This window comes from Haloarcula sp. 1CSR25-25, from assembly GCF_032027985.1.
In the GTDB taxonomy this organism is placed as follows: domain Archaea; phylum Halobacteriota; class Halobacteria; order Halobacteriales; family Haloarculaceae; genus Haloarcula.
Genome location: NZ_JAHYBW010000013.1, coordinates 96,913 through 109,196 on the forward strand (window position 1 = coordinate 96,913; position 12,284 = coordinate 109,196).

General features: G+C 60.6%; 12 protein-coding genes. All 12 read left to right on the forward strand.

What is annotated here, in order from left to right:
• Positions 1-1,298: 1,298 nt before the first annotated feature.
• Positions 1,299-1,535, forward strand: coding sequence for a hypothetical protein (locus KZ498_RS23665; RefSeq protein ID WP_121512858.1), 237 nt, complete (start codon positions 1,299-1,301; stop codon positions 1,533-1,535).
• Positions 1,535-1,690, forward strand: coding sequence for a hypothetical protein (locus KZ498_RS23670; protein WP_312622092.1), 156 nt, complete (start codon positions 1,535-1,537; stop codon positions 1,688-1,690). The genes KZ498_RS23665 and KZ498_RS23670 overlap by 1 nt, the downstream gene beginning before the upstream one ends.
• Positions 1,691-2,330: 640 nt before the next feature.
• Positions 2,331-3,998 carry a hypothetical protein gene (locus KZ498_RS23675; RefSeq protein WP_312622093.1) on the forward strand — a complete coding sequence of 556 codons (1,668 nt, stop codon included), beginning with the start codon at positions 2,331-2,333 and terminating at the stop codon, positions 3,996-3,998.
• Positions 3,999-4,510: 512 nt separating this feature from the next.
• Positions 4,511-5,506 carry a replication factor A gene (locus tag KZ498_RS23680; RefSeq protein ID WP_312622094.1) on the forward strand — a complete coding sequence of 332 codons (996 nt, stop codon included), beginning with the start codon at positions 4,511-4,513 and terminating at the stop codon, positions 5,504-5,506.
• A gap of 277 nt (positions 5,507-5,783) precedes the next feature.
• Complete coding sequence (locus KZ498_RS23685; RefSeq protein ID WP_312622095.1) at positions 5,784-6,518, forward strand: hypothetical protein; 735 nt, start codon at positions 5,784-5,786, stop codon at positions 6,516-6,518.
• A gap of 297 nt (positions 6,519-6,815) precedes the next feature.
• Positions 6,816-7,202, forward strand: coding sequence for a DUF4326 domain-containing protein (locus KZ498_RS23690; protein ID WP_312622096.1), 387 nt, complete (start codon positions 6,816-6,818; stop codon positions 7,200-7,202).
• A 1-nt stretch (position 7,203) separates the two neighbouring features.
• Positions 7,204-7,767 (forward strand): hypothetical protein, encoded by a 564-nt coding sequence (locus KZ498_RS23695; RefSeq protein WP_312622097.1) that lies wholly within the window; start codon positions 7,204-7,206, stop codon positions 7,765-7,767.
• 355 nt (positions 7,768-8,122) lie between these two features.
• Complete coding sequence (locus tag KZ498_RS23700; protein WP_312622099.1) at positions 8,123-8,335, forward strand: hypothetical protein; 213 nt, start codon at positions 8,123-8,125, stop codon at positions 8,333-8,335.
• A gap of 18 nt (positions 8,336-8,353) precedes the next feature.
• Positions 8,354-8,791, forward strand: coding sequence for a hypothetical protein (locus tag KZ498_RS23705; RefSeq protein ID WP_312622101.1), 438 nt, complete (start codon positions 8,354-8,356; stop codon positions 8,789-8,791).
• A 1,875-nt stretch (positions 8,792-10,666) separates the two neighbouring features.
• The gene (locus KZ498_RS23710; protein WP_312622102.1) at positions 10,667-11,179 is read left to right on the forward strand and encodes an HD domain-containing protein; all 513 of its coding nucleotides are present in this window, start codon (positions 10,667-10,669) and stop codon (positions 11,177-11,179) included.
• Between the two features lie 214 nt (positions 11,180-11,393).
• Positions 11,394-11,825 carry a hypothetical protein gene (locus KZ498_RS23715; protein WP_312622103.1) on the forward strand — a complete coding sequence of 144 codons (432 nt, stop codon included), beginning with the start codon at positions 11,394-11,396 and terminating at the stop codon, positions 11,823-11,825.
• 48 nt (positions 11,826-11,873) lie between these two features.
• Complete coding sequence (locus KZ498_RS23720) at positions 11,874-12,200, forward strand: hypothetical protein (protein WP_312622104.1); 327 nt, start codon at positions 11,874-11,876, stop codon at positions 12,198-12,200.
• Positions 12,201-12,284 lie beyond the last annotated feature (84 nt).

Sequence of the window (12,284 nt, forward strand, 5' to 3'; positions counted from 1 at the left end):
GGGGGTATTTGTCCAAAGAAAGAGGGGGGTAGACGGGTAAACAGAGGTGAAGCCGGGCACCGCCGGCAGCGGGCTTCAAACGAGCGCGGATCTGGTGGCCCCCCAGGGGTGGCGATATATCAGGAGCGCTAGAGTGAACGAAGCCGGTGGACCCTCGGAGAGCGGGGACCCGTACATGGCCCACAGGACTGACTCGATAGTGGGCCAACTTAGGTGAGGTCCAGGTGGGATGAGACAGCGTCGACGACAGTGGGTGGACAGGGAGATCGGTGATGGTTGAACGACAGTGAGTCGAGACAGTGACATGGGTGGAGACAGGGGAGGTGGTGACAGGAGTGCCGGACTACCCAGTGGGGATGGTGAGAGGTCCATGGGGACAGACGTATGTGTGACAACCCTTCGCGATGCGTGGTTTTTCTCACGAATCTGATACACGCCAGACGTAGCTCGCAGCCGACGGAAACCCCTCGGGTGAAGCAGGGGGAACGCCCCTCGATGAACGACCACTGTCGCCCCCTAGAGACACGGCGTGCCCGAGTGGGTGTTCGTGACTGCGATGACGGTGGCCCAGACCTCGAAAGCCCTCGGTCGCTCGACCGACCATTCCGGGGCCCACGCTGCGCTCCTCACTCGCAAGCTCGTTGCGGTGCTTGCGGGGCCCGGGACGGACCGAGCGACCTCGCCCTTTCAGTCCAGCCCAGGCCGGACCGCACCCGCGACCGCAACGGCACTGCAACCGCAACAGCACCACCACCGCGACAGCACTGCAACCGCCACCGCGACGGCGACCGCAACAGCACCACAACAGCAACCGCAACAGCACCCGCTACTCCCACCGCAACCAGCTCTGTAGTGCAAGCCTACGATATGTGGATGAAAAAACAAGAAAACGCAAAAAAGTTTGAGCCGGCAGAAACAGAACCCGGGCTAAAAATACATACGAAACCTGATACGTGACCGGTCAAGCAAGTCGCGCTGATTCTGCAGGACGGGTTATACACAGCCCTCACTCAACTGAAGGGTTCAACCGATGACCAGAACAGAATCAGCAGGTAGTCGCACCGGAAGTCAAACTGGACAGTCGCGATATTCAGCAGAATCGCTGGAGTAGACACATATGAGAAGTAACCTGTTCAAATACGTGATAGTCGCTTGCATCGGCCTCATCTGGATGACCTGGACCGGCGCGGTCCTCGGGGGGCTGCTGGCATGAGTGACCAAATCGTCGCTGGCATCACGGCCTTCCACGACTCGCTTCTCACGGGAGTGCAGGAACTCACCTGTGGAGGTGGCCTCGCATGACCCACCCATCGCCGCTGCACACGCTTCGGGGCTACGTCGAGGTCGTCCACTCCCCGACCGGCGAGCTTGGGGTCGGAGGCTACTCCAACACCAACGTCGACGAGCTCAAGCAGCGAAGCACCGGGGTCGTTACCAACATGAAGCGAGTCCGCGATATTGCACGTCGCTTCCACAACTGGGACGTGCCGAGCGAAGCCGACCTCCGCCGCGAAGCAATGCGAGGTGGCCGGTGATGGCTGGCCGTCCGGAGCGGTGTCTGCGAGACGACTGCGATGCCGAGGTCACCGACATCTCGCTGGGGACCTCCTCCAGGGTCGGCAGTCGGTCGCGACCAGAGCCGGTCGCCGAATGCAGTGCCGGGCACTCGAAACCAGTGGGGGCAAACTGACGATGGTTCGAGAAGCCCCGACCAGTTGTCTGCGCGACGACTGCGAAGCCAGCATCGAGACGGTCACAACGGAAGACGTCTCGGTTGGCCGGATGGCGCCACACACTGAGCCGGTCGCCCACTGCAAGAACGGCCACTCCCGGTGCTTCTAACCCGGCCCGCCGGCGTCTTTTTTTGCCATCTCGATGAACGCTCGTCACTTAGCGTGTCAATGCCGATCGGGCCAGTGACGCGGCCCGATCTCCTCCGCCCCTCCCTCCGCTCCGTGCTCGCTTCGCTGCGCCCGCAGCCACGACCTTGACCGCGACCGCTACCGCCACAGCACAGCCCCGGACAGCCCCAGCACCACACGGCTACCGCGACCGTACAGCTCCGCGCCGCTACCGCGCCGCACTGCACCAGCGACTGCACCCTCACCCGAACAGCACCGACTCTGTAGTGCAAGCCTACGGTATGTTGAATAAGAAACACGAAAACGGAAAAAATTCAGTAAGCGGGCTAACATAACGCTCCTCCCCCCCCCCATTGGACTGCATTATACACGGCCACGGTTGGGGGTGGAGGCTGACGAGGATGAAGGCGTCGGGGGAGAGAGAGGAGTCAGACGTGGTCGGTTCGGCCTCCAACTGGTGTTCCAACAATGAGTGATTACAACTCTAACGACGACAGTGGCAAAGTCACGATTACTGACGCGAACGAAGCACGACACGGATACGCGGACGAGGAGGATATCGCCAAGCGGCAGTACGGTCTCGACACTCCCCAGCCCAACGAGAACCCGGTGCGAGGGCAGGCGGAAGTCCCGAGCGAGAAGCCGACTATGGCCCTGGGCGCTCAAATCGAAAATCAGGACGAACTGATGGCTGAAGTCCAGACCGAAGAGGGTCAGGACTTCGAGACGGCTGACGAGACGGTAGAGATGGTCGGCAGCAACAGTGCGTCGTTCAAGGCCGACCGAGACATCCGATGGGGCTCCGCCGAAGGCCTGGACCGTGGCGAGTACGAAACCAAGTCGGACGCGGAGGTGGCCGAGAACCTCGGACTGGCGCATCTCCCAGAAGCAGACCAGTCGGACAAGGAGCCGATTCCCGAGCTCGTCGACCGACGTGCTGGTGAAGACCTCGCCGGCTACGAGAAGCGTGTTGGTGAGGAAGCCGACCACGCCCGGATGGCCCGTGAGGCACGAGCCATCGCGGAACCCAGTGAGGCGACCACGGTGGAGGAGTCCACGGAGGAACCCACCTTCGAGACTGCCAAGTACACCGCAGCGTGGGTCACGGAAGAGAGCCGTCCCGACGAGGAAGATGAGATGAGCCCAACCCGGCAGCGGGCGGAGAGCACGCGGGTCGCGGCTGACAAGGTGGCGGCGCAGCCGGAGGTCCCGCCGGAGCCGGAACACGAGCAGGCTGGTCAGTTGGACCGTGACCTGGCGGGGTTCGAGGAGCGAGCCAAACTCGCTGCTGGCCTGGAGCCGACCGAGGCGTGGTCGCCCATCGAGCGAATCGGTGAGGAAATCATCGAACTCGGTCAGTCGGTCGAGGACATCGTGGAGAAAGTCGGTATCACGGAGAAACAGGCACTCATCCTGCTGGCGGAAATGCGCCTCGAGTCGGACAGCGCCCTGGACGCAGCGATGAAGGCTGTCGAGCAGGCATCGTCGTACTTCAAGGTCGCCCCGACGCCCATCCAGGAAGTGCACCCTCGACAGTACACGACGACGGTCGAAGGGACGGTCACCCGGCTGTTCACTCCCATGAACGCCAGCGAGTACCAAGTCGCCCACGTCGAAGACAGGTTCTCTGGAGAGATGTTCAAGTTCATCATCCACGAGCGGACGCGGTTCTCCCGTTCGTGGACGGAATGGAACGGCGACATCGTGACGGACCTCCACGAGGGGGATGAAATCCGAATCATCGACGGCAAGCCCCACTACTCGGCGGGTCGTGGGATTAACACGAAGATTCACGCCTCTCAGTGGACCGTCATCCAGAAACGAGAGCGTGGGGATGGAAAGTACGTCAGCCGCCATGCACCCCGAGACCGAGTCATCACGGAGAAGGACTGGGAACTCGACGGCGAGCTGGACGAGCCGGCTGTCAAGTCCCCAGCGGCGTACAACATCAAGCAGTCCACGCTGGACCAGCGGCGGGCGAAGACCCCGAACGGGGCAAGCCAGGATACCGACTTCGAGCGCCGGGCCACTGCTGACCCGACGCTGGTCCAGTGGAAATACCCGACGGCGTGGATTCCCGACCAGCACATGCACCACTACGAAGTTGAAGAAAGCAGCGAGGCGAGTTCCAAGTAGCGACGCGCAGGGGCTTTTTTTTTGGTCGCGTGATGAGGGCTTGTCGCCTGATCGTGTCTCAGTCGGGCCGCGGCGACGGGCGGCCCGACTCCCCCACCCCACCCTCCGCTCCGGGGCTTCCGTTTCGCCGGCCTCGAGCGTGCGGCGCTGACGCGCCGATCTCGTCGACCGCCGGACAGTTCCGCGCAGCCACAACCTTGTCCGCACTGATTGGGTCCACGGGGGACTCGCAGGCTATTCGATGGTGCTCCGACAGACCTGAGGCGCTCATCACCGCCATCGGGAGCTCTATCACAGGTGGACGTCCCGCGGCGATATTCAGTGTCAGAGCATGTATGAGGGCCATGAGGGAACTCAGTCGTCGTCGCGACCAGCAAAGCGGCGCGGCGACAGCACTGTCCATGGTCCGCCTGGCGTGGGGTGGCTTGCACGTCAGCGCTCAGCAGCGATATTCAGTGACCAAGCACACACAGGGAGAAGGGAAGAGAGAAGCCCTCACCCACACACTAACCATGTCCGACATCGACTACACCACGGCAGCCGAATCGCTCGCAACCGAACTCGAAAACGAAGGCGTCGAAGCCGACGTTGACGAACTCGAAGCGGACATCCGAACCAACGCCAACGAGTACGGACTCCGCCTCGAAGAAGCAGTTCGAACCGTCGCAAGCAACCGCAAGCCCTCGGACGGAGACATCAACCCGTTCGCAGGAAACAGTTCCGACCCGGCTGTCTCCATTGCTGACATCGAAGACGAGCACGAGGCCGCTGGCACGGACGAAGACGGTGAGGACCAGACTGCCTGGGTCACCATCGAAGCCGCACAGGTGATGGGCACGTGGCAGGCGGACCACTCTTCCATCAAGCAGAAGGCCGAAATCGCAGACGAAACCGGACGCACCGTCGTCACCGTGTGGGTGGGCGACGACCAGCCCACCTTCGAAGAGGGCGACGTGGTCCGACTCCAGAACGTCCCCACCGACGAGTACCAGGGTCGCTACACCCTCAACATCGCCCCTGGTCGGTCCACCGTCGAACAGACAGACGCCGATGTCTCCCCGGCGGACGACACGGAGTCGGTCTCGGGGCGGGTCGTCCGCGTCCAAGACGGACTCATCAAGCGCTGTGCCGAAGAGGACTGCTCGCGCACGCTCCAGAACGGCAACTGCAGCGAACACGGGGCCGTCGACCACGAGTACGACCTGCGGCTGAAGGTCACCCTCGACGACGGGGTGGAGACTCACGAAATCAACTTCAACCGTGAGGCGGTCGAAGACCTCATGGACACCACCCTCGAGGCGGAAATCGAGGTCGCTCAAGACGCGCTGGACACGGAAGTCCCCGGCGAGAACATGGCCGAGGAACTCCTCACGTCCCAGATGATGGTCGAAGGGCCGGAGATGTACGGCTACATCCTCGCTGAAGAGTTCGGCCTCATCGGCACCGTCGGCAGTGAGGCCGTCAACGAAGCCCTGGTCGAGGCACGCGAAGCGCGGTCGGCTCTGTAGACTGACCACTCGGCCTCTTTTTTTGTCGCAACGACGAGCTGCATCACTCGATGACTAGTGTGCCGTTCCGCAGCGATATTCAGTTCACATGGCCTATATGAGGGACATGACGGAACAGGTCGGTCGGAACGGTCACACCGACAGCCGGTATCCGCTCACTGCACTGCTTGGTCCAGCCGCGAACAGCACGATATTCAGTGACCAGAGCAGTCATGAGGGGGATGAGGGAAGCAGACGAGCGTCCCGACAGTCCCGATAAACTTCGGTGTTACTACCAATGGCAAGCAACTCACGACAACCCGCGAAGCGCGTACTGGCTCCTGAACTGACCTCGGCTCACACGCAGGTCGAAGGTGAAGCAGAGGATGAGGATACGAACCCCCCGAACTTCCTCGTGCTCCCCAGTGGGGCCGGTGCAAATCGCGTCCTCATGGTCGGTGTCGCCACTGAAATCGACGATGTGGGGCAGGATGATGAGTACCTCCGACTCCGCTGTTCGGACCCGGACGGCAACGTCTTCTTCACCTACGCCGGTCAGTACAGCAAAGGCCCGAAGGCCACGATTACTGACCTCGAAGTCCCATCGCGTGTCGCCGTCATCGGGAAGCCAAAAACCTACGAACAGGAAGGCGACGTGTTCGTCTCCCTGAACCCCGAAACCGTCCACGAAATCTCCGAAGAGGAGTACAACGACATGGTTCTCGAAGCCGCCGAGGCGACGGTTGAGCGGTTCGCCGGCGAGGCCAGCAGCGAAAAGTTCGAAACCCTAGCCCAGAGCGCCCACCAGGAGTCCGAACGAGTCGAAGTCTACGACCGCTGTGTCGAAGTCCTCGAAACGCTCCACGAGGACATGGCCGACGACCCGGCCGATGACACATTCTCCGAGGACGAACTCGAGCAGAAGGACTACGACGAACTCCGAGCGCTGGCTTCGGAGTTCGACAGCGTCTCCGGCAATGCCGCCGCTGACGACATCGTCAGTGCACTCGCTGGCGAACCCCGGCCTGCCTAACACTCGCCGGAACACCAGGCGTCTTTTTTTGGCAGCCACGGCCACCTGCTGATACACCCCGTCGCCTCGTTTCACCACAGTCGGGCCGCGGCGACTGACGGCCCGACTCCTTCCACACCACCCACCTCCCCACCCTCCGCTCCGGGGCATTCCCTTTCGCCGGCCTCGAGCGTGCGGCGCTGACGCGCCGGTCTCGTCGACCGCCGGACAGTTCCGCGCAGCCACGACCTTGACAGCAACCGCTACCCCGTCAGAGAGCGATATTTAGTACGGGAAGCAACAATAGCGCTGGTAAAAATGAATGACACTAACCGAAAAACGCGAGTGGGGCACTGCCAGAAGGATGATTGCGACGTCTACATCGGCAGGGGAAGCGGGCAACGCTCCATGAAAGATGGGGAGATCGGGAAACGTGGATGGATAGGCAATCCATTCGTCCCGGAAAAGAACGCACGCCAAGCCCACTATGATGCCGAGTCGATAACCGTCGTTGGGTCGCTTGAAGAATCCGTCGCGAAGTTCGCCGTGGCGATGAAAGCCCGGCTGGAAACCGACCCTGAATTCCGCTCGGCGGTTGCCGAACTGGCAGGACAAGACCTCGGCTGTTTCTGCCAACGACTCGGCGAAGAGAGGCCCGCCTGCCACGGAGAAGTGATTGCTCACTACGCAGAGCAGCTGGGCTAACATGAGTTGCTACTGTTCCCGACAGAGTGTCGACGTCCAGCCCGCCAACTACGAACTCCCTGTCGAATCCGGCGACTCCCCACTCGTCATTTTTGGCTCACGGGCTTACGCTTCCCAGCCCGGGTCCGTGCGGGACCGTGCTGAGCGTGTTCTTGGCGAGCTCTCGTCCCGTGGCCTGGACGAACCGGACTACATCGTCTCTGGCGGGGCCGACGGCGCTGATGCGGTTGCCGAAGCGGTCTCGATGCTGCTCGGTGTCCCGATGATCCTCTTATCCGTTGGTGAGCCGTCTGAGTCCACCATCTTCCGTCGCGAAACCGCCGACAACCAGTGGGTAGTTAAGACTGTCACGACCTATGGTGGGCCCGACAAAGATCCACGGTCAGGCGGTGGGGCCTATCTCACCCGCAACTGCCTCATGGCCGAGTTGGTCGCAAACTACGGCGGGGCAGCATTCGCCACCTACGACGGCGAGTCCGCCGGCACGGACCATATGCTCGATAGTTGCCACGACCACGGCGTCGACACTATCGAGTTGTGGCGATACGACGTTGCCGACCAGTGACGCGCCAGCCCCTGTAGTGTCGAACCCCCCATCTCTCAATCGGCCATATTTCCGTTTTGAGCGGCTCCTTGATTCACCCCTCCAATTCCCTTTGCTCATCCCGACGCGAAAGTCCAGTACCCACTCGGGGCGGAGAATCGGCGGCCTCTCGGAAGAGACCAGTCTGTTACAGTCTTCGGTCGGATAGAGTCTATCTACATACCAGATATGTTCCTAATTCTAAAAGAATAACAGTCGTACGACTGTCAGTGCCCGGTGCCCGCTCTCGTCGGGGGGTTAGTGTCGCATGCCGTCTCTCCCAATGGCGCTATGGACCGCTCCGCAGCGATATTCAGTCACAGAGCCAGAGTGAGACATGTTCGAACAGACCGAACAGAGCGACAGCCGGGTTGCACAGCAGTTCGAACTCCCCGCAGGGCCACACACCAGTGCAGACGCCGCCGAGTCGGTTATCATCGAAGACCAAGACGATATGGACGCACTCGCCGATGACCGCTTTTTCGAGGCGGAACGGCAGGGCCCAAGCGGCAAAGTGAGCACCCGGTTCGAATACCCAGACCAAGGATAACCCGTTCCACAGCTACCAATGTCATCCACTCCACACTCGCCGCAGGCCGGTCAAACGGTTCTCACCAGTGACCAAGACCTCAACACTCGGTCCCAGTCCCCTCCCTCAGTCGCGACGTTCAAAGACACGCTCGGGTACGGCGTCGAAGACAGTATCGACAGCATCGAAGCCGTCGCGAAGTACGTCGCGCTCCAGCATCCCAACTTCGACCTGTTCCCAACACTCCCGTCCGTCTTCCAAGTGCAGTTCCTCGGGCAGGCCCTCACTCGAGACAGCGGGCAAATCGTCCAGAAATCGGAGTTCGAAGTCCGGTATGGCGACCGAGCTGTCCAACAGATTCTGGGAACGGTCACCATCCGTCGGGAGTACGACACCCTCGATGCAGCCCGACGCCGCTCACTCATCGACGAGGCCGTTGATGCGACAGTGGAGTATCGAGAAACCCCGACGCCATGAGTGGCGCATCTGGCCTCTTTTTTTGATATGCGCTGTCGCCTGGTCTCGCCACAGCCGGGCCGCGGCGACAGGCGGCCCGGCTCCTTCCACACCACCCGCCGCCCCACCCTCCGCTCCGGGGCTTCCGTTTCGCCGCCCTCGAGCGTGCGGCGCTGACGCGCCGATCTCGTCGACCGCCGGACAGTTCCGCGCAGCCACAACCTTGACCGCAGCGTCTGCCGGCACACCGTTGGTGGTTCCCAATCAACTGCGCCGACCGCCTGTTGGCAGGTAGATCGCAGGACGCCTGGCCACCTTTGACGATATGTTCTGAAAACCCTCTACTGCGTGGGAAGGGTCTGGCAGTCAATATGTGTCACTACCACACCGCCAACCGCAAGGCGGACTGCCATGATCGCGTATTCAGCCCTCGGGCTTTCCCGAGGGCTTCAGAGGGATGAATGGAAACACAGGCTGCGTCGGACGGAATCACCAGTGTGCCTGCCGTGGGCCGCTGGCCGGTCGCCGTCGCCGCGCCCTCTTCGACCATTCTCTAACCGCTCCAGCACAGCACGTGAGCGAATCACGGATTCGCGGGGTCGGACGCGGTCCACCCCGCTCGCACCAACAAGTCGCTCCAGAAAACCGCAACCACAACCGCCCCAGCTGCCAGAAGCAGGAGTGGTTGTCTCAGCGAGGAGCGGGTCACTCTGAGGCCCTCCGTTGGAACACCGAACACCAGGCATGCACCACCTGCCTCACTCCCCACTCCCCCCTTTCCTCCCATCCCCATCCCCCACATCAATCCGCCCCGCCCCTGGGAGCCGGGCGGCCATCTTCAGCGATGCTGTTTCTCCAGGGCAACAAGCCACTGCGGTATCCCAACCTAGCTGTAATCAGCAGCCGCCACTGGAACAGCATCAGCAATAGATGGACAGACAACTGCCGTTAGAGGGGGCCTCTTGGCCCCTTTTTTATGCCATCCCAGTTCGGCGGGGAGGGATTCACATCCGGTACAGTGCGTGCCGTCCTCTGGAGGAACCCCACATCAATCTGCCCCCTACCCGCGTTGCGTAGGGCGGCGATGCGGTCATTCCTGCGGTGCCGGTTCCTGCTGGGCTATTCGATACCAACCCCTCGCCGCCAATGCTGCGGCGCTCGACGTCAGCGCTCTCTCGCATGCTCTGCTCTCGCGCTCTCGGCTCTCGGCTCTCGCGCTCCCCAGCCGCTCATGTCGCCTCGCGCTCTCATCTCTCGTCAGCACATCCGCTCTCCCCCTCGTCCAAAGCAACGTCATCAGCTCGCCACGAACCAAACAACGCCGGGCCTCCCGTGTCCACATCGCCAATCCCGTGCCGAGTCTCAGCCTGTTCACTGGACATCCGACGATCACACACCAACGCGACGACCCCGACGAATGAGACCCTGACCAGCTACCGCCTTCATATTTGGTTTCCAGTATATCTTGATTCGGCTTTAGCACCCCGTTTATTCCCCAAACCTATCAAAACACTTATGTATATATGGTGCATAGGTAAACCTGTATGAGCCATCTCGATAGTGGCAACGCTCGGCGAAGTTGGACGGTGAACGACCAATGAAAAGTAACTACTTCAAAATCGCACTCCTCGGCTGCATCGGCCTCATCTGGGTGACGAGTGTCGGCGCAATTCTCGGGGGGTTGATTGCATAACCACACCGGAGCGGTGGACGTCGAATCCACGAGTACACGTCCTGGCGGCCCTCCACACCCAGAAGGCGGGAATGGTAGGCGCGTACACTTCCTCCTGGGGGAGACTGGCTGTCAGGCAATGCCCGACTCTGGATAGCCGACGCTCCGGTCACACGAATCGTACGCTAACCAGCCTCAAACAACCAATCCGCGACACCCGACAGATGAAAGCACTCAGCGACCTTCCGATCAACGAAGCACGAAGACGACTACCAGCAGCGAATTTGATCACAGACGAGTTTATTCAAACTGAGGTGCTACGTGTTGCCGCCAAAGCGCCGGAGTACTTCTGGGAAGTTCCAGCATCGTCGACAAGCGAACTCAATCCTCTCTGTGGTGGCGAACACGGCTTGTGGGCGCATACGCTGATGGTCAGTACAGTCGTCGAAGAAATTGGCGGTTACTACGAGCGACGGTTTGGCGTGAATCTGGATTACGCCCGAGCTGCTGCCATACTCCACGATATGCGAGAACGGGGAGACCCTGAAGATCCGTCGAAGTCGGTTGTGATTGACCACGACGTCCGCATGGAGTGGCTGATCAGAGACGAGACCTCACTCCCTGATGCAATCGCCCACGCCGTGAGCAGTCACATGGGGACGAACTACGAAGGACTAGATCCGATAGGGCCACTTGACGAACTAGTCCACCAAGCGGACAAAGTCGCTTCACAGTAAATGCAACGTACAAAATCCCAGGGCCAGTCCCGCGAGAACTGAAGGAGATCGGCGCTGAAGAGGCGGACCTTTGATGTCCACAGCCAGGGGGCCACATCGTAGCGTCTCCAAGGTCTTCTGGCCGATAACACAGCCCTCGAAACGTCGGCTCCCCTGTGGTAGAATGGAAAGAGAGCTCAAAAGTATTCGGAGAGACGGCCTCTCTGAGGTTCATATGAGTTCGAATCAACCAACCGCCGGAGACATCGACTCGACTACGCCGCTATCAGCAGGCGGGCCACAGCGGCCGCAGGACACTGGTGGGAAAAAGCATCAGTTGACCGTTCCGAACGGATTTTCTCGCCCCCAGATTGCCGCCCACGTTAGCCGTGCGCTTGACTCGGTTTCGAAGGAGATGCGGGTTGCAGTGTTCGAACCCTCCGGCGCTGAGCCGGCGCTTGTCGTTACCGACGACAATCGGAGTCCGGAATACAGTCTCACGCAGATTGCAGATAACATCCCCAACACCGAGCGTGTCTTATCGAGGGAGGAGGTAGTGGAGACTCTCGTTGATACGCTCTCAGTTGAAGACCGTGGAAAGGGAGGTGAATTCTTCACCAAACCGGCAACTGGTCCGGGGCACATCACAGATTTCGTGACGCGCTAATCCAGACACACCCCAGCCGATTTCCGTCCTAACGGTGACCCGCCAACCATGACCACACCCCTTGTTTTGATACTCGCCATTGCCAGCATTGCTGCGCTAGTCTTTATCGTAGTCCTATCCGCAGGACTTAGCCCGACTATCAGCGGGTTTCTCATTCGGATGGCTATCTTTCGGTCCCTTTTCGGGGACCGGTCCCAGAAAAATACCGGAGAGAAGGGAACAATCCCATCTGTTTTGATACTCGCCGCAGCCTTCGCCCTGGTTTTTAGCGTCTCTGTAGTCTTCTCAAGTACTGTCGCGCTTCTCTGTCTACTCTCGGTAATCGCTATAGTTGGCTCTGGTGAATCGCTGGACGACGGCGGCATCGACCGTTAGAACTAGGAAGTTGAAGCGGGAAACCGTCGATGATTCATGTCTAAGATCTCCCGCTTCACGAGCAAAGTCGTTCAGTTAGCTAAA